Raw genomic sequence first — 17,845 nt, 5'->3', positions numbered from 1 at the left:
GTGCCGGGCCTGTGTGCGGCGGGGACACTCGTCCGATCAGGCGCATACCAGCGCACATCGATAGAATTCGACCATGGCAGAGCGGCCCGTCTCGCCGACTGCGCCCGAGCTTGTGTTCGAAACCGAAGCCGGACCCACGGTGATGAGCCCGAGCCGGGACTACCACGTCGGCCGCGACCCCCTGAGCGACATCGTCATCGACGACGTCCGCGTCTCGTGGCACCACGCGGTCCTGCGACCCGTCGCCGACCACTGGTCCCTGGAGGACGAGGACAGTACGAACGGGACGTACACCGGGGGCAGGCGCATCCACGAGTCAGGGGTGGGACCCGGCACGGTCATCCGGTTCGGTCACCCCGCGGACGGGCCGCGCGCCGTGCTGGTCGGCCATGAGCCGCCGCCCAAGCCCGTGACGCGGCACTCGGCGGATCAGGTACCGGACCGCATCCCGGACCACGTACTCGATTCGGTCGCAGCGGGGCCCCGCGCCGCCGAACGACCCTCGTCCGTCTCCATGCCGGGCGCGACCGGCACGTTCCGGCAGCCGACGTCCGTGCGGCCGCTGCCCGCCCGCACCGTGCACATCGGCCGCAGCGCCGACAACGACCTCGTGGTCGACGACCTGATCGTCTCCCGCCGCCACGCGGAACTGCGGGCCCAGCCCGACGGCACGTACGAGATCGTGGACCTCGGCTCGCACAACGGCACCTACCTCAACGGCACACCGGTCTCCCGCGCCCGGGTCTCGCCCGGGGACATCGTGGGCATCGGCCACTCCGCGTTCTGCCTGGTCGGCGACACGCTGCAGGAGTTCGTCGACACCGGCGAGGTCTCGCTCGACGTCCAGGGCCTTGCGGTCACCGTGGACCGGGGCCGCAAGACGCTGCTGGATCACGTCTCGTTCCCGGTCGGGGAGAAGTGCCTGCTCGCCGTCGTGGGCCCGAGCGGCGCGGGCAAGTCGACGCTGCTCAACGCGCTGACCGGGCTGCGCCCCGCCGACCAGGGCACGGTCCTGTACGACGGCCGCGACCTGTACCGCGACTACTCCGAGCTGCGCCAGCGCATCGGGCTCGTGCCGCAGGACGACATCCTGCACTCGCAGCTGACCGTGCACCGGGCCCTCGGTTACGCGGCCGAACTCCGCTTCCCGCAGGACACCGAGAAGTCGGAACGGCGCGCCCGCGTCGACGAGGTCGTCCGCGAACTGGGTCTCGAACAGCGGGCGACGCAGCCCATCCACAGCCTCTCCGGCGGTCAGCGCAAGCGCGTGAGCGTCGCCCTCGAACTGCTCACGAAGCCGTCGCTGCTCTTCCTCGACGAGCCGACGTCCGGGCTGGACCCGGGCATGGACCGCTCGGTGATGAACATGCTGCGCGGCCTCGCGGACGACGGGCGGACCGTCATCGTCGTCACCCACAGCGTCCTGAGCCTGGAGGTGTGCGACCGGCTGCTGGTCCTCGCCCCCGGAGGGAAGATCGCGTTCTACGGGCCGCCGGGGGACGCGCTCGGGTTCTTCGGTTTCGAGGAGTGGCCGGAGGCGTTCGAGGCCTTCGAGAACGACCGGGACCGCGGCTGGGCGGAGGACTACAACTCGTCCCTGTTCCACCGTCAGTACATCGTGAACTCCACGGCGCAGCCCCGGCTGCCGAACGCTCCGTCGGCGGAGGTGGCCCCGCCGCCGAGGACGCGGAGCTGGGGCGCACAGCTGCGGACGCTCGTACGCCGGTACGCGGCCGCGCTCGGCGCCGACCGGACGTTCCTCGCCATCATGATCGCGCTGCCGTTCGTGATGGGTGCGATGGTGCGGGCACTGGCCGGCAGCCGCCTCACCCAGGAGTCGGCGATGAACGCGCTGCTTCTCCTGTGCGTGGGCGGTGTGCTCACGGGCGCGGCCAACGCCGTGCGCGAGCTGGTGAAGGAGCGGGTGATCTACCAGCGGGAACGTGCCGTCGGGCTGTCCAGATCCGCGTATCTGATGTCCAAGGTCGTCGTCCTCGGCACCATCACGGTGCTCCAGGCCGTCGTCCTGACGCTGGTCGGGCTCGTCGGTGTCGACCTCAACGCGCCAGGCGGCAAGGGGGTGTTGATGCCCCCGCAGGCGGAGATCACGCTGACCGTGGCGCTCCTGTCGTTCACGGCGATGATGCTCGGGCTGCTCGTGTCCGCGCTGGTGCGCAAGGAGGAGGTCACCATGCCCCTCCTGGTGCTCATCGCGATCATCCAGGTCGTGTTCTGCGGTGCGCTGCTCAAGCTGCACGGGGTGCCCGGAATCGAGCAGTTGTCGTGGCTGGTCCCGTCGCGCTGGGCGATGGGCGCGATGGCGGGCACGGTCGGTCTGTCCCGGATCGTGCCGGGGAAGCTGACCAGCGACCCCCTGTTCGAACACTCCACCGGGGTGTGGCTGCTCAACATGGGGATGCTGGTCGTGCTCTCGGTCGTCTTCGGAATCGCCGTCGCACGGCTGCTGCGCCGGCACGAGCCCGCCATCATGCGGAAGTAGCAAAGAGGCAGCGGAGAGGCGCCCATGGCGACACCGGAGTTCCGCCCCACCCATGTCGTGCCCCCGGACGGGATGCCCGCCTGGGAGGAGCCGGACGTCTCCCGGCCCGCACAGCCGCTCGACCCGCTGCTCCCGGTCGAACTGGTCGACCGGCGCGCGGACTGGGGCCGGATCGTGTGCGCCAACGGCTGGTCGGCGTGGGTCGACGGGCGCCTGCTCGTCGCCGTGCCGCGCGACCCGCCGAAGGCCGGGAAGCCCATGGCCCGCACGGCGGATCCGCGGCCGCTGATGGCACGCGTCGAGGAGGCGGCGGGCCAGTACCGGCGCGCCGCACAGGAACTGGCCGAGGAGCGCATCGACGCGGAAACATTCCGGCGCCGGACGCAGGGGCTGCGGGTCGGGATGGTCGTCGACGGCGAGGCGGTGTGGCTGTACGACGCCGAGCACGAGCGCTGGATGTACTGCGACGGTACACAGTTGAGCACGTACGCGGCGGGGGCGGGACCGGGGCGGCCGAGCGGGGCGACACCGGCGCCCGCGACCGCGCGGGCCGCGGGCCCGGAACCCACGCGCGTCGTGGACCCGGCGGAGGTCGCCGACTCGGGGCCGTCCGAGGCGGCGGACGGCACCGACACCGGCCCGGACGGCAAGACGACAGGCTCCGGCCCGCACGAGAACGCCGCCGAGCCGACCCGGATCGTGGACCCGGAAGAGCTGAACGGCCACGACCCCGCCGAACGCGAGCGCAGCGCCCGCGCGCCAGGTGAGCTGTGATGGCGGACGATCCCCGGCTGCCCGTCGGCCGCCCGTCCGATCTGCTCGGGCGGCAGATCGCCGGATACCGGGTGGAGAGCGAGATCGGCCGGGGCGGCATGGCCGTCGTCTACCGGGCCCGGGATCTACGTCTCGACCGCACGGTCGCGCTCAAGCTGCTCGCCCCCGAACTCGCCCGTAACGACACCTTCCGCCAGCGGTTCACGCACGAGTCACGCGTCGCCGCCGCGATCGACCATCCGCACATCGTGCCGGTCTTCGAGGCCGGCGAGACCGAGGGCATCCTCTACATCGCCATGCGCTTCGTCGCGGGCCAGGACCTGCGGGCGCTCATCGACCGCGAGGGGCCGCTGCCGGTGGGGACGGCGGTACGGATCGCCTCGCAGGTCGCGTCCGCGCTCGACGCCGCCCATGACCACGACCTGGTGCACCGGGACGTGAAGCCCGGCAACATCCTGGTCGCGGCGGGAACGGACAGCGACCACCCCGAGCACGTCTACCTCACGGACTTCGGCCTGACGAAGAAGTCGCTGTCGCTGACCGGGTTCACGTCCGTGGGCCAGTTCGTCGGCACGCTCGACTATGTGGCGCCCGAGCAGATCTCCGGCCGCCCGGTCGACGGCCGGTGCGACGTCTACAGCCTCGCCTGCGTCGTCCAGGAGACCCTGACCGGTCTGCCGCCGTTCCAGCGCGACGACGACATGGCGCTGCTGTGGGCCCACCAGTTCGACCCGCCCCCACCCCTGACCGGGCTGCGCCCCGGACTCCCGGCGGCGATGAACGACGTACTGGCCAAGGCGCTGGCCAAGAGCCCGGACGACCGCTACGACTCGTGCCTTCAGTTCGTGGCGGCCCTGCGCGCGGCGGCGCGCGGCGCAGTCCGGGACAACCATCCCCCGACGCAGGTGGACCGCCGCGTCAGCACGTGGTCGCCCACGGCCGGACCCCCGCCCGCCCCGCCGCGCTGGGCGCTGCCGGTCTTCACGGGCCTCGTGCGCTAGGGCCTCCCCTCCCTCAGCTCCGATCCGGTCAGCTCCGGTCCGGCTTCGCCGTCTCCACCTCCCCGCGCCGGTGGAGCCGGGACGCGAGGAGGCCGCCGAGGAACCCGGTGACCAGACCCCACAGAAGCGCGAGGCCCAGCGCGGTCCACAGCTTCGGGCGCAGCGCCACCTCGCCGCCGAGCCCGCCGCCGATGTCGCCGATGCCCAGGAGCGACAGGCCGTAGTGCGCGGAGATGCGGGCGAGGAGGCAGATGGCGAGCACGGTCAGGACGAGGGCCACCGCCATGTGGAGGGCGTGCTGCCAGGCCCGCATCCGGGCGGGTGACCGCAGCGCCATGCCGAACGCGGCCGCCAGCGTCAGGATCGCGGCCACCGCGACCGACCACCAGATCCGGCCGTCCTGTTCGGCGAGCGTGCTGACGTTGACGGTGGAGATGTCGGGCGTACGGAGTACGACGTCGAGGATGTGCGGCATGGGCAGGCCGAACGGGCCGTCGACCCTGCCGTCCCAGGACGCGCCGAGGCCGATGGTGTAGACGAACCAGACGAGGTTGGGCAGACCGAGGAGGATCACGGCGAACGTCTCGGCCGCGTGGCCGCGGGTCGCGGCCACCACAAGACCGATGACGACGCCCAGTGCCACGTACGCGAGCAGCAGCGCGACCATCGCGTACGCGGCGGGGCGCACCGACTCCTGGAAGCGGACGAGGCGGGCGGGGAGCGGGGCGGCGCGCGACACGAGGACGGCGAGGATCATGACGCCCGCGAGCCACAGCAGGCCGAAGAGCAGGGTGAGCGCCGTGTTCGTCCGGAATCCGACCTTGGGTGCGCCGTCCAGGACGCCCTCGATGATGCCGCCGGTCGGGTCCGTGACGGGGATGGCGAAGTCCTGCCTGGCCAGGAGCGAGAGGACGATGAGCGCCACCACCCACGGCACGGCCACCCGCCCGGCCCAGCCGAGGAGTTCGCCGCTGCTCGCGATGGCCCGGTGGCGCAGGGGGCGCAGGAAGCCCGCGGCGATCACCAGCGCTCCGGCAAGGGTCACGGACAGGGGCAGGACCGAGATGTCGGCGTGCGTCCGGGCCAGTTCTCCGGCATTGCCGGCCAGGTCGACGGAGCCGCCGGCCGCCATCACCACGACGGCGGCGACCACTCGGGGGAAGGCACTGCCGGGAAGGCCGGTCGCGCCCGCCGCCCACAGGCCGAGGGCGGCCGTGACCACCATGGCCACGAGCCCGGCGAGCACGGCCACGAGGGCCGCGGCCCAGCCGTGTTTGGCGCTGCGCCTGGTGCCGGACCGGCCGTCGGATGCCTGTTCACTCACGGGGCCACGCTAGGCAGGCGCCCGGCGGTCCGCCCCTCGGGAGGGCCGACCGCGTCGCCTCACGGACCGTACGGGTTCGGCTTGCGAGCCGTACGAGTACCGAGCACACAATGTGGAGGTGACAGGACAAAGGGGACCGGGCCGCCGGACCGAAAGGCGGACCCTCCCCCGGTCCCCCATGCCGCCTACGGTGAGAAGAACCGCCCGTGAGTGACCGACCGACGGAGCCCGGCCGCCCCACCGGCCCCCCATCCGGCCCGCTCTCGGGCCCGGCCCAGCCCGCTGCGCCCGTACCCCCGCCGCCCGATCACCCCTCGGAACCGCCGTCCGGCGACGGCACGGGCTCCGGCGCAGGTTCCGGTTCTGGCGCCGGTTCCGGCTCTGGCTCCGGCGGCACGGGCGGCGGCCCCGGCGGCCCGCCGCCCCCGGGCGACACCCCGCCCCCGCACGGCCCGCACCCCGACCGTCCCTGGTGGCGGTTCACACCCAAGAAGCTCGCGGGGCTCGGCGCCCTGATCGTCGCCGCTGTGGTCCTCACCGTCGTCCTCACCAGCTCCGGCGGTGACGGTGGTGGCGGGACCTCGGCCGGTGGCGAACTCTTCCTCCAGAGCGCCGACTCGTCCGGCCCCGACCCGTTCACCGGGTCGAGCACCCGGAAGGGCGCCACCGCGACGACACCCACCACGCTGCCGAGCGCGTCCGGGGAGACCTCTTCGGAGAACGCGAACGTGGTCCGCGGCGTCGAGGGCTCCGCCCCCGGCCTGTACGGCGGCACCCGCAACGTCTCCAGCTGCGACGTGGAGAAGCAGATCCGCGCGCTGGGCGCGGAGCCGGACAAGAACAAGGCGTTCGCCTCGGTACTCGGCATCGATCCGTCGGGGGTCCCCGCGTATCTGCGGTCGCTGACGCCGGTTCAGCTCCGCCTCGACACCCGGGTCACGAACCACGGCTTCCGCGGCGGCGCCCCGACGACGTTCCAGTCCGTGCTCCAGTCCGGCACGGCAGTGCTCGTGAACGGCCGCGGCGAGCCGCGCGTGCGGTGCTCGTGCGGGAATCCGCTGCTCGCGCCGGTGCCTCTGCAGGGCTCGGTGAAGCGTCAGGGCAAGGCCTGGTCCGGGTACAAGCCGTCGGACGCGGTGGTCGTCTCGCCGGCGCCGCAGCCGGTGAGCAGTTTCGTGATGTACGACCCGCAGACCAAGGGCTGGTTCACCCGCACCGCGGGCAGCACGGGCGGCAGCGACCGGAAGACGACGGCGCACACCCCGCCCGGGGTCTCCTCCTCGCAGGCCTCGACCTCCTCGGCAACCCCGTCGTCAGATACCTCTCAGTCCTCCAAGTCGTCCCCGTCATCCGAGTCCTCGCAGCCGCCGTCGTCCGAGGCCCCCGGAGCGTCGTCGGCCCCGCCGTCGGGCGGGGAGTCCGCCACCGAGCCACCCGCCTCACCACCGGCGAGCTAGCTGCGGCCCTGCCTGGGCAGACGGCCTAACGCGCGCGCCACTCCGGCGCGAGCACCGACCACACCTCGAGATCCTGCTTGACGCCGTTGTGCGAGCCCGCCTCGCGCAGCACCCCGTCGCGCCGCATGCCGAGCCGCCGCGCCACGTTCAGGCTGGGCTCGTTCGCGGAGGAGGCGACCCACTCCACGCGGTGGATGCCGCGTTCGAGGACCGCCCAGTCGATGAGGACGCGCGCGCCGCGTGTGACGAGGCCGCGTCCGGCGGCGGCGGGCTCGAGCCAGCAGCCGACCTCGCAGTTGCCGCCCTCCGCGTCGAAGATCCGGAAGAGCAGGCCGCCGACGAGCGTCCCGTCCAGCCAGAGCCCGTGCAGGCTCCCGCTGTCGGCGGCGCGCTTGTCGGCGTAGGACTTGAGCAGGTCCCGGGCGGTGGCGGCGTCCTTGACGTTCGAGCCGAACCCGATGTGCTGCCCGATGAACTCGCGCCCGCGTTCCAGATGGGCGAGGAACTGCTCGGCGTGCCACGTCTCCAGTGGCCGCAGCTCCGCGCCGTCGTCACCCAGGGAGATCGTGTACATCGCGTTTGTGCTCCTCGGCTTCGGCCTTCACCAGTACGTCCAGCAGCGCGTCGTCCTCGGTCGGGCGCTGTCCAGGCATACTCGCATGCGCCTCGCCGCACTCGGGCGGCTCGATGCTGATGCGGGGCAGCCGGCGGTCGAGCCACTTCGGCAGCCACCAGTTGGCGCCGCCGAGCATGTGCATGAGGGCGGGCACGAGGAGCGTGCGCAGGACGAACGCGTCGAGGGCGACGGCGGCGGCCAGGGCGATGCCGAACATCGCGATGACGCGGTCGCCGCTGAGGACGAAGGCCAGGAAGACCGAAATCATGATCACGGCCGCGGAGTTGATGACGCGGCTGGTCTCGGCGAGCCCGACGCGGACGGCCCGCCGGTTGTCGCGGGTCTCCAGCCACTCCTCGTACATGCGGCTGACCAGGAACACCTGGTAGTCCATGGAGAGTCCGAACAGGACCGACACCATGATGACGGGGAGGAAGGGTTCGATCGGGCCCGCTCTGCCGAGGCCGAGCAGCTCGCTGCCCCAGCCCCACTGGAAGATGGCGACGACGACGCCGAAGGCGGAGGCGACGGCCGCGACGTTCATCGCGGCGGCCTTGAGGGGGATGCCGATGGAACGGAAGGCCAGGAGCAGCAGGACGCAGCCGAGTCCGATGACGACGCCCACGAACAGCGGCAGTTTGCCGACGATGACGTCGGCGAAGTCGTCGTAGCTGGCCGTGACTCCGCCGAGCTGCACGTCGAGGGAGGTGCCCTTCTCGGCCGCGGGGATGACGTCGCTGCGCAGTCGGTCGACGAGCTCGCTGGTCCTCTGGGACTGCGGCGCGGACTTCGGCACGACGGTCAGGAAGGCGGCGGTGCCGCTGCCGTTGTACGTCGCCGAAGTCACCGAGGAGACGCCCTCGGCGGAGCCGATCATGGACTCCAGACGGCTCACGGCGACCTGGTCGCCGGCGCCGTCTATGGGGGTGACCAGCGTCAGCGGCCCGTTCACGCCGGGCCCGAAGCCGTCGGCGAGGAGGTCGTAGGCCTGCCGGGTCGTGGACGACGACGCGTTGTTGCCCTGGTCGGACGTGCCCAGGTGCAGGAAGAGCGTGGGCACCGAGAGCACCGTGATCACGCCGAGCGCGAGGCCGCCGAGGAGCCGGGGGTGGCGCTCCACGAAGGCGGCCCAGCGGGCGGCGAACCCGGTCGGCCGCTCCGGCTCGGGCCCGTGTTCGGCGAGTCTGCGCCGCTGGCGCCTGCTGAGCGCGCGCATGCCGATGAACGACAGGAGCGCGGGCAGCAGCGTGACGGACGCGGCGACGGTGAGGAGCACGGTGAGGGAGGCGGCGATCGCGACGCCGTTGAGGAAGCTGAGGCGCAGGATCAGCATGCCGAGGAGCGCGATGCAGACGGTGGCGCCGGCGAAGACGACCGCGCGCCCGGTGGTGGCGACGGCGCGCTCCGCGGCCTCGTTCACGGGCAGGCCCTGTTTCAGGCCGCGCCGGTGCCGGGTCACGATGAACAGGGCGTAGTCGATGCCGACGCCGAGGCCGACGAGCATGCCGAGCATCGGCGCGAAGTCGGCGACGGTCATCACATGGCCGAGGAGCACGATGCCGGAGGCGGCGGTGCCCACGCTGACCAGGGCCGTGGCGATCGGCAGGGCGCTGGCCGCGAGGGAACCGAAGGCGAGCAGGAGGACGAGGGCGGCGACCACGACGCCGACGATCTCGGCGGCATGTCCCTGGGCGGACTCGGTCAGGGCGACGGCGCTGCCGCCGAGTTCGACCCGCAGTCCGTCGGGGGCGTTCTTCTCGGCGGCCTTGGCCGTGTCGACGAGGCGCTGGGCGTCCGCCTTGGCGATGTCGCCGGACTGCTGGTCGAAGGTGACCGTGGCGTAGGCGGTGCGTCCGTCGGCGCTTATCCGACTCGTGCTCTGCTGCTCGTACGGGCCGGTGACGGCGGCGATGCCGGGCAGGTGCTCGATCCTGTCGAGCGTGCGGGTCATGCGCTCTTTCACGTCGGCGGCGCGGACCATGCTGCCGTCCGTGTGCCAGACGACGGTGTCGCTGTCGCCGCCGAGACCGGGGAAACCGTCGCTGAGGAGCTGGGTGGCGCGCCCCGACTCGGTGCCCGGTGCCTCGTAGTCGTTCGAGTACGAGGAGCCCGCGACGGCGGCCGCGGCGCTCGTGGCGCCGAGGGCGAGGAGCCACAGCAGGACGACTACGAGGCGGTGCCGTGCACACCATCGTGCGAGAGCTGCCATGGACGTGCTCCCAGGGTTTGTGGATCTTCACCGGGAACAGCCCGCAAAGAACACATGAGCAAGAGCAAACACTCTTACAGCAAGAAGTGATCCTTTGTCGCTTTCGTGGCCTTAGTCACAAGGGCGCGCGGCCGTTCAGCCTACGAACTGAAATCCCGCCCAGAGCGCGACCGTTGAGACGACCAGCGTCGCCGGAACCGTGAGCACGCCCAGCCGGGTGAAGTCGCCGAGCCCGGGATGCACGTCGTGGGCGTGGACGATGCGGCGCCACAGGAGCGTGGCGAGCGAGCCCACATAGGTGAGGTTGGGGCCGAGATTGACGCCGATGAGGACGGCGAGGACCGGCGCCGGACCCGCGGGTCCCGCCACGGGGAGCAGCGCGAGAACGGCCGGAAGGTTGTTGATCAGGTTGGCGAGCAGGGCCGCGACACCGGCGACGGCGAGCAGCGCGGGCAGCGACGAGCCCTCGGGCAGCAGCCGGTCGATGCCGTCCCCGAGCCCGTTGTCGACGACCGCCTTGACCACGATCCCGAGCGCGAGCACGAAGAGGCAGAAGTACGGGTGCGCCGACTTCACCAGCCCGAGCGGGGTCGTCCGCCGCTGCCCGAGCGCCCGCGCCGCGAGGACGGCCGTGCCGACGATCGCAGCCCACAGCGGGTCGATCCCGGCGAACGAGGTGACGACGAAGCCCGCGAGCGTCAGGGCGAGGACGGTGAGGGTGAACACCGGCACGCCCGGCGGCTCCTCCGCGTCCGGCTCGTGCGCGGGCGCTGCCAGGTCGGCGGCGAAGTACCGCCGGAACACCGCGTACTCGACGGCGATCGCGCCCAGCCACGGCAGGGCCATGAGCCCCGCGAACCGGGCGAAGGTGAGTCCGCTCGCGGTGAAGGCGAGCAGGTTGGTGAGGTTCGAGACCGGCAGGAGCAGTGAGGCGGAGTTGGCGAGGTGGGCGCTCGCGTAGACGTGCGGGCGCGGCCTCGCGCCGATCCGGCGGGCCGTGGCGAGGACAACGGGCGTGAGCAGCACGACGGTGGCGTCGAGGCTCAGTACGGCCGTGATCACGGCGGCCGCGGCGAAGACACCACCGAGCATGCGGCGCGGACTTCCCTTGCAGGCCCGCGCGATCGCGTCGCCCGCGGCCTTGAAAAGGCCCTCGTCGGCGCAGAGCTGTGCCAGGACCAGGACGGCGGCGAGGAATCCGACGACCGGCAGCAGCTCCCGCGTCTCGGCCCACGCGTGCGCGGGCGACACGGCGCCGGCCGCCACGACGATCGCCGCGGCGGGCACGGCGGCGACGGCCTCCGGCAGCTGCCGGGGACGCACCACGGCGAAGCCGAGGATGAGCAGGAGGAGGGCGACGGACAGGAATCCGGCGGGGATGGTGCTCAACGTGCGACTCCAGGAATTCGTACCCCCCATGACAAACGCCGGCCGGGCATCTCGGCCCGGCCGGCGTTTGAGGCCAAGGGACGCGGGGGGTACGGGGCAGAGCCCCCGCAAGACCCTCAGCCCTCGGAGACGCCCAGCTTCTCCAGGATCAGTTCCTTGACGCGCGCCGCGTCGGCCTGACCCCGGGTCGCCTTCATGACGGCACCCACGAGCGCGCCGACGGCGGCGACCTTGCCGCCACGGATCTTTTCGGCGATCCCGGCGTTGCCCGCGATGGCCTCGTCGACGGCCGCGCCGAGCGCGCCCTCGTCCGAGACGACCTTCAGGCCGCGCTTCTCGACGACCGTGTCCGGGTCGCCCTCGCCCGCGAGGACACCCTCGATGACCTGGCGCGCCAGCTTGTCGTTGAGGTCACCGGCGGAGACGAGCGCCGCCACCCGGGCCACCTGGGCCGGGGTGATGGGCAGCTCGTCGAGCGCGGTGCCCGACTCGTTGGCGTGACGGGCCAGTTCGCCCATCCACCACTTGCGGGCCGAGACGGAGTCGGCGCCGGCCTCGATGGTGGCGACGATCGGGTCGACCGCGCCCGCGTTGAGGATCGACTGCATGTCGTGCTCGGTGACGCCCCACTCCTCGCGCAGCCGGTTGCGGCGCACGCGCGGCATCTCGGGCAGCTCCGAGCGCAGCTCCTCCACCCAGGCGCGGGCGGGCGCCACCGGCACCAGGTCCGGCTCGGGGAAGTAGCGGTAGTCCTCGGCGTTGTCCTTGATGCGGCCCGACGTGGTGGAGCCGTCCTCCTCGTGGAAGTGACGGGTCTCCTGCACGATCGTGCCGCCGGACGACAGGACAGCGGCGTGGCGCTGGATCTCGTAGCGGGCGGCGCGCTCGACGGAACGCAGCGAGTTGACGTTCTTCGTCTCCGAGCGGGTGCCGAACTTCTCGGTCCCGTTCGGGCGCAGCGACAGGTTCACGTCGCAGCGCATCTGGCCCTTGTCCATGCGGGCCTCGGAGACGTCGAGCGCCTTGATGACCTCGCGCAGCTCGGCGACGTACGCCTTCGCGACCTCCGGCGCACGCTCCCCGGCACCCTCGATCGGCTTGGTGACGATCTCGATGAGGGGGATGCCGGCGCGGTTGTAGTCGAGCAGGGAGTGCGAGGCGCCGTGGATACGGCCCGTCGCGCCACCGACGTGCAGCGACTTGCCGGTGTCCTCCTCCATGTGGGCGCGCTCGATCTCCACGCGGAAGATCTCGCCGTCCTCCAGCTGTACGTCGAGGTAGCCGTTGAAGGCGATGGGCTCGTCGTACTGGGAGGTCTGGAAGTTCTTCGGCATGTCCGGATAGAAGTAGTTCTTCCGGGCGAAGCGGCACCAGTCGGCGATCTCGCAGTTGAGCGCGAGGCCGATCTTGATGGCCGACTCGACGCCGATCGCGTTGACGACCGGGAGCGAGCCGGGCAGGCCGAGACAGGTGGGGCAGGTCTGCGAGTTGGGCTCGGCGCCCAGCTCGGTGGAGCACCCGCAGAACATCTTGGTCTTCGTACCCAGCTCGACATGGACCTCGAGGCCCATGACGGGGTCGTACGTCGCGAGTGCCGCGTCGTACGACATCAGTTCAGTGACGGTCACGGTGAGACTTTCCCTCTCAGCCCAGCAGGACGTCGTCGTCGCCCAGGCGCTTCAGCTCCCGGTAGAGGATCGCCAGGCCGGTAACGATGGCGGCGGCGGACACCGCGGCGTCGATGAGCCGCAGGGTGTCGTGATCGTTGCGGGCCAGCTTCGCCTGCTTCGCGACACTGATCGCGCCGAAAGCGGTGCTCGCAATCGAGACGTATGCGCCGGTCTTGGACTTCTTGAAGTTCTTGGCCTTCTTTGCCATGGCACTCACAGCGACGGAGCCTCCTCGAGCAGCGGGTGACCCCACTTTTCCACGAAGGCGGCCTCGACGGCAGCGCCGACCTTGTACAGACGGTCGTCCTTCATGGCGGGGGCGATGATCTGCAGCCCGACCGGAAGACCGTCCTCCGGCGCGAGGCCGCACGGCAGGGACATGGCCGCGTTGCCCGCCATGTTGGTCGGGATCGTGCACACGTCGGCCAGGTACATCGCCATCGGGTCGTCGGCGCGCTCGCCGATCGGGAAGGCGGTGGTCGGCGTCGTCGGCGAGACGATCACGTCGACCTGCTCGAAGGCCCGCTCGAACTCCTGGGTGATCAGGGTGCGGACCTTCTGGGCGCTGCCGTAGTACGCGTCGTAGTAGCCGGAGCTGAGCGCGTACGTGCCGAGGATGATGCGGCGCTTGACCTCGTCGCCGAAGCCGGCCTCACGGGTGAGGGCGGTGACGTCCTCGGCCGACTTCGTGCCGTCGTCGCCGACTCGCAGGCCGTAGCGCATGGCGTCGAAGCGGGCCAGGTTGGACGAGCACTCGGACGGCGCGATCAGGTAGTACGCCGACAGGGCCAGGTCGAAGGTCGGGCAGTCCAGCTCGACGATCTCGGCGCCGAGCGACTTGAGCAGCTCGACCGACTCGTTGAAGCGCTGGACGACGCCGGCCTGGTAGCCCTCGCCCGCGAACTGCTTGACGATGCCGACGCGCATGCCCTGGACCGAGCCGTTACGCGCGGCCTCGACGACCGGCGGGACCGGCGCGTCGATGGACGTCGAATCGAGCGGGTCGTGGCCGGCGATGGCCTCGTGCAGGAGCGCCGCGTCCAGGACCGTACGGGCGCAGGGGCCGCCCTGGTCGAGGGAGCTGGAGAACGCCACCATGCCGTAGCGCGAGACGCCGCCGTAGGTCGGCTTGACGCCGACGGTGCCGGTGACGGCGGCGGGCTGGCGGATGGAGCCGCCGGTGTCCGTGCCGATGGTGAGGGGGGCCTCGTACGCGGCGAGCGCGGCCGCCGAGCCACCGCCGGAGCCGCCCGGGATACGGGTGAGGTCCCACGGGTTGCCGGTCGGGCCGTACGCGCTGTTCTCCGTCGACGACCCCATGGCGAACTCGTCCATGTTGGTCTTGCCGAGGATGACGACGTCGGCGGCCTTGAGCTTCTTGACCAGCGTCGCGTCGTACGGCGGGATCCAGCCTTCGAGGATCTTCGAGCCGACCGTGGTCGGGATGCCCTCGGTGGTGAAGATGTCCTTCAGGGCGAGCGGTACGCCGGCCAACGGGCCGAGCTTCTCGCCCGCGGCGCGCTTGGCGTCGACGGCGCGGGCCTGCGCGAGCGCGCCCTCACGGTCGACGTGCAGGAAGGCGTGCACCTTCTCGTCGACAGCCTCGATCCGGGCCAGGTGGGCCTCGGTGACCTCGACGGCCGTGAGCTCGCCGGCGGCGATCTTCGAGGCGATCTCGGCGGCGGTGAGCTTGATGATGTTGCTGTCCGTCATGGTGATTAGTCCTCCCCCAGGATCTGCGGCACCTTGAAACGCTGCTGCTCCTGGGCCGGGGCGCCGGAGAGCGCCTGCTCGGGGGTGAGCGACGGACGAACCTCGTCCGCCCGCATGACGTTCGTCAGCGGGAGCGGGTGGGAGGTCGGCGGTACGTCTTGGTCGGCGACCTCCGAGACGCGGGCGACCGCGCCGATGATGTCGTCGAGCTGTCCGGCGAAGTGGTCGAGCTCTTCGTCCTTCAGCTCCAGACGCGCCAGCCGTGCGAGGTGTGCGACCTCCTCGCGCGTGATGCCAGGCATGCAGCGATCCTCTGGGGTGAGTGAGTGTGGTTTGAGCCCAATCCTATGGGGCCCAAGGCCATGCCCGTTAAACGGTTTCCCGTTCGGGCGTCCCGGCCACCCTTCTCCCACCGCTCGGCGCGGCTATGTGACCGTCTGTCCCGAGGACTGGTCCTCGGCCTCGGCGGCGAGGACGGAGGGCCGCTGCCATCCGCGGGAGCCGCGCGCCCGCAGCCACGCCGTCGTCTCGTCCGGCGGCATCGCGGCGGCGACGAGCCAGCCCTGGACGGCGTCGCACCCGAGGTCGCGCAGGCGCTCCCAGGTCTCGTCGTCCTCGACGCCCTCGGCGACGACGAGCAGTCCGAGCGAGTGCGCCAGGTCGACGGTGCAGCGGACGATCTCCGCGTCCTCGTTGTCCACGGCGAGGCGGGCCACGAACGAGCGGTCGATCTTCAGCTCGCTGACGGGGAGGCGACGCAGGTGGACGAGGGAGGAGTAGCCGGTGCCGAAGTCGTCGAGGGACATCTTCACGCCGTGCCCGGTGAGCCCGGCGAGGGTGTCGGCGGCGCGCTGGGGGTCCTCCAGCAGCACGTGCTCGGTTATCTCCAGCTGCAGGGCGCCCGGGGGGACGCCGTGCCGGGCGAGCCGCGCGGCGACCGCGCCGGCGAATCCCGGGGTGTGCACGTCCCTGGGCGACACGTTCACCGCGACCGGCACGCGCAGGCCCTGCGCCCGCCACCGGGCGACCTGCGCGAGCGCCGTCTCCAGGACGTACTCGGTCAGATGGGGCATGAGTCCGGACGACTCGGCGATGGCGATGAACTCGTCCGGCGGGACCTTGCCCCGCTCGGGGTGCACCCAGCGCACCAGCGCCTCGAGGCCGGCGACCTGTCCGTCGAAGCGGACCTTCGGCTGGTAGTGCACCTCCACGTCGCCCGCGTCGAGCGCACGGCGCAGATCGCCGAGCAGGCCGAGGCGGTCGGGAGTGTTGGAATCCCGCTTCGACTCGTAGACCTCGACGCCCGTACGGTCGCGCTTGGCCTGGTACATGGCGACGTCCGCGCGGCGCAGCAGCCCTTCGGCGTCGAGCGCGTGGTCGGGGAAGACGGCGAGGCCGGCGCTGGCCTCCAGGACCAGCGTGAGCCCGTCCAGGTCGAGCGGGGAGCCGAGGGCGGCGACCAGGGTGCGCGCCACTCGGGTGGCGGACGTCGTGGAGTCGGCCACGGGCAGGAGTACGGCGAACTCGTCGCCGCCGAGGCGTGCGACCTCCGCCCCGCGGGGCAGGGCCATCCGGAGCCGGTCGGCTATCTGGAGCAGGAGCCGGTCTCCCGCGAGGTGGCCGAGGGTGTCGTTGACCGACCGGAAGCGGTCCAGGTCGATCAGCATGAGGGCGCTGCGCGCGCCGATCCGCTCGGCGTCGTCGAGCGCGGTCCACGTCCGCTCCAGGAGCCACTGCCGGTTGGGCAGCCCGGTGAGCGGGTCGCGCAGCTGCTCCTCGGCGCGGGCCCGGGCGATCCACAGCGTCGAGTCGAGCGCGATGAGCGGGACGGCGAACAGCGGCAGCAGCACGGGCAGCGCGATGGCGACCACGCAGACCAGCGGGGCGATGCCGAGCAGCGCGACGCCGACGAGGCCCTGCCGGAGAAGGGCGGTGCGGGCGACGGTGGGCAGCCCGGAGGCACGCGGCGCGTGGACGTACCAGAGCAGGCTGCGGGTGACCGCGAGGTAGACGGCCGCGACGAGCGCCACCTCGGGGGCGTTGAGAATCGTCCAGGTCTCCGGCTTCCAGGGGGACTCCACGGACGGGATCTGGCCGGACACGGCGAGCACGAGGGCGCCCGCGCCGATGCCGATGATGTCGACCGCGCCGTGCAGGATGCCCTGGCGCCAGCGGTGCCGGCGGGCGATGCCGACGAGGACGACGACGGTGAGGCTGACCATGCCGGCGGGCACCCAGCCGTAGAGCAGCAGGACCGCGAGCGTTAAGGCCGCGCCCGAGCCGGTGCCGCCCCACCAGCGGTCGCGGCCGAGCGCGACGAGGTGGCCGACGATGATGCCGGTCAGTACGGCGAGGGACCAGCCGGCGGCGCCGGACGGGAAGAGTGCGTGGCTGCCGGTGAAGGCGCGGTAGAAGCCGGTGCCGAGCACGGCGGAGGCGAGGGCGACGATCGCGAGGGGCAGCACGGGCAGCGCGCCGAGCCAGGAGCGTTCCCGGCCGTCCCGTGCCTCACCGAAGGCTCCGCCGAAGGTCCCGTACCCGCGGTTCGGCCAGCCGCCCGCGTCTCCCGCGTCGGCGCCCGTCCACCCGGAACCACCGTCAGCGGCGGCCCCGGTCCAGCCGGTCCCGCCGCTCACCGCCGCTCCGGAGCCGGTCCCGCCGATGGCACCGATGCCCGCCCCGCCGTTCGAACCCGGGGCGGGCCAACCGGACGCCACCGCACCGGATCCGGGGACGCCGTAGGCGCCGATCCCGGCTCCGCCGTTCGAACCGGACGCGGGCCAGCCGGGTGCGGGCGCCCCGGATCCGGCCGATGCGCCGGCGGAGCCACTTCGTCCGCTCTCACCCCGGGCACCGGAGCCCGCGCGACGGCGCGTACGCCCCGCGCCGCGGTCCCCGAGGGCCGCGCGCCATCCGCCGCGCCTGGGGCGCCCGTCGCCCTGGTCCGTCTCGCCGGTGTCGTTGTCCGTCTCACCGGACTGGTCCGTCTCGTCCGGTCGCGGCACGCTGCGCGCGGTCGGCGCCGGGCTCGCGGTGCCTCGCCACACGCGCCAGCGCGTGCGCAGCCGTGAGTCCGGAGCGGCGCTCTCGGTCGGTTCCATTCCCGTCCCTCTCACAGCCGGCGGTGCCCACGCCACGCGATCCGATGCGGACGACTTCCGCCGGCGGTACCGCGTCCTCGTTCTCTGCCCC

Annotated in this window: 13 protein-coding genes; 4 read left to right on the top strand and 9 right to left on the bottom strand. The window is 72.2% G+C overall.

Going from position 1 to position 17,845, the window contains the following annotated elements; all coding sequences use genetic code 11:
• Positions 1–73: 73 nt before the first annotated feature.
• Genes ACWIGU_RS31365 through ACWIGU_RS31355 form a run of 3 tightly spaced genes read left to right on the top strand, consistent with a single transcriptional unit; the run spans position 74 to position 4,275 of the window.
• Complete coding sequence (locus ACWIGU_RS31365) at positions 74–2,500, top strand: FHA domain-containing protein (protein ID WP_454405046.1); 2,427 nt, start codon at positions 74–76, stop codon at positions 2,498–2,500.
• Between the two features lie 24 nt (positions 2,501–2,524).
• On the top strand, positions 2,525–3,274 hold the full coding sequence (locus ACWIGU_RS31360) for a hypothetical protein (RefSeq protein ID WP_454405045.1): 750 nt from the start codon (positions 2,525–2,527) through the stop codon (positions 3,272–3,274).
• Positions 3,274–4,275: a serine/threonine-protein kinase gene (locus ACWIGU_RS31355; protein WP_454405044.1), complete on the top strand. Its 1,002-nt coding sequence runs from the start codon at positions 3,274–3,276 to the stop codon at positions 4,273–4,275. The genes ACWIGU_RS31360 and ACWIGU_RS31355 overlap by 1 nt, the downstream gene beginning before the upstream one ends.
• Before the next feature lie 28 nt (positions 4,276–4,303).
• Here ACWIGU_RS31355 and ACWIGU_RS31350 read toward each other — a convergent pair whose 3' ends face one another.
• Positions 4,304–5,599 (bottom strand): streptophobe family protein, encoded by a 1,296-nt coding sequence (locus ACWIGU_RS31350; protein WP_454405043.1) that lies wholly within the window; start codon positions 5,597–5,599, stop codon positions 4,304–4,306.
• A gap of 206 nt (positions 5,600–5,805) precedes the next feature.
• Here ACWIGU_RS31350 and ACWIGU_RS31345 point away from each other — a divergent pair, with 206 nt between their 5' ends.
• Positions 5,806–7,056 (top strand): DUF6777 domain-containing protein, encoded by a 1,251-nt coding sequence (locus tag ACWIGU_RS31345; protein ID WP_454405042.1) that lies wholly within the window; start codon positions 5,806–5,808, stop codon positions 7,054–7,056.
• A gap of 25 nt (positions 7,057–7,081) precedes the next feature.
• Here the strand turns inward: ACWIGU_RS31345 and ACWIGU_RS31340 are convergent, their stop codons facing one another.
• From ACWIGU_RS31340 to ACWIGU_RS31305, 8 genes are all read right to left on the bottom strand, one after another.
• Entirely contained in the window at positions 7,082–7,630 is a 549-nt protein-coding gene (locus ACWIGU_RS31340) for a GNAT family N-acetyltransferase (RefSeq protein ID WP_454405041.1), read from the bottom strand.
• Positions 7,608–9,881 carry an MMPL family transporter gene (locus tag ACWIGU_RS31335; protein ID WP_454405040.1) on the bottom strand — a complete coding sequence of 758 codons (2,274 nt, stop codon included), beginning with the start codon at positions 9,879–9,881 and terminating at the stop codon, positions 7,608–7,610. Before ACWIGU_RS31335 ends, ACWIGU_RS31340 begins: the two co-directional genes overlap by 23 nt.
• 135 nt (positions 9,882–10,016) lie before the next feature.
• On the bottom strand, positions 10,017–11,300 hold the full coding sequence (locus ACWIGU_RS31330; RefSeq protein ID WP_454405039.1) for an SLC13 family permease: 1,284 nt from the start codon (positions 11,298–11,300) through the stop codon (positions 10,017–10,019).
• 86 nt (positions 11,301–11,386) lie between these two features.
• Positions 11,387–12,898 (bottom strand): Asp-tRNA(Asn)/Glu-tRNA(Gln) amidotransferase subunit GatB, encoded by a 1,512-nt coding sequence (gene gatB / locus ACWIGU_RS31325; protein ID WP_454405038.1) that lies wholly within the window; start codon positions 12,896–12,898, stop codon positions 11,387–11,389.
• 16 nt (positions 12,899–12,914) lie between these two features.
• On the bottom strand, positions 12,915–13,148 hold the full coding sequence (locus ACWIGU_RS31320) for a hypothetical protein (protein ID WP_384260497.1): 234 nt from the start codon (positions 13,146–13,148) through the stop codon (positions 12,915–12,917).
• 5 nt (positions 13,149–13,153) lie between these two features.
• Positions 13,154–14,659, bottom strand: coding sequence for an Asp-tRNA(Asn)/Glu-tRNA(Gln) amidotransferase subunit GatA (gene gatA, locus ACWIGU_RS31315; protein WP_454405088.1), 1,506 nt, complete (start codon positions 14,657–14,659; stop codon positions 13,154–13,156).
• Positions 14,659–14,955 (bottom strand): Asp-tRNA(Asn)/Glu-tRNA(Gln) amidotransferase subunit GatC, encoded by a 297-nt coding sequence (gene gatC, locus ACWIGU_RS31310; RefSeq protein WP_016642027.1) that lies wholly within the window; start codon positions 14,953–14,955, stop codon positions 14,659–14,661. Before gatC ends, gatA begins: the two co-directional genes overlap by 1 nt.
• Before the next feature lie 123 nt (positions 14,956–15,078).
• Positions 15,079–17,754, bottom strand: coding sequence for a putative bifunctional diguanylate cyclase/phosphodiesterase (locus ACWIGU_RS31305; protein ID WP_454405037.1), 2,676 nt, complete (start codon positions 17,752–17,754; stop codon positions 15,079–15,081).
• Positions 17,755–17,845: the final 91 nt, after the last annotated feature.

This window comes from Streptomyces sp. NPDC055400, from assembly GCF_053644375.1.
Note: the sequence above shows the minus strand (reverse complement) of the source record. Positions and strands in the feature narration are given on the sequence as shown.

Coding starts and splice junctions, on each gene's coding strand:
- ACWIGU_RS31305 (WP_454405037.1), bottom strand. CDS start 17,754: ATGGAACCGACCGAGAGCGCCGCTCCGGACTCACGGCTGCGCACGCGC.
- ACWIGU_RS31330 (WP_454405039.1), bottom strand. CDS start 11,300: ATGGGGGGTACGAATTCCTGGAGTCGCACGTTGAGCACCATCCCCGCC.
- ACWIGU_RS31335 (WP_454405040.1), bottom strand. CDS start 9,881: ATGGCAGCTCTCGCACGATGGTGTGCACGGCACCGCCTCGTAGTCGTC.
- ACWIGU_RS31340 (WP_454405041.1), bottom strand. CDS start 7,630: ATGTACACGATCTCCCTGGGTGACGACGGCGCGGAGCTGCGGCCACTG.
- ACWIGU_RS31360 (WP_454405045.1), top strand. CDS start 2,525: ATGGCGACACCGGAGTTCCGCCCCACCCATGTCGTGCCCCCGGACGGG.
- ACWIGU_RS31355 (WP_454405044.1), top strand. CDS start 3,274: ATGGCGGACGATCCCCGGCTGCCCGTCGGCCGCCCGTCCGATCTGCTC.
- ACWIGU_RS31320 (WP_384260497.1), bottom strand. CDS start 13,148: ATGGCAAAGAAGGCCAAGAACTTCAAGAAGTCCAAGACCGGCGCATAC.
- ACWIGU_RS31365 (WP_454405046.1), top strand. CDS start 74: ATGGCAGAGCGGCCCGTCTCGCCGACTGCGCCCGAGCTTGTGTTCGAA.
- gatC (WP_016642027.1), bottom strand. CDS start 14,955: ATGCCTGGCATCACGCGCGAGGAGGTCGCACACCTCGCACGGCTGGCG.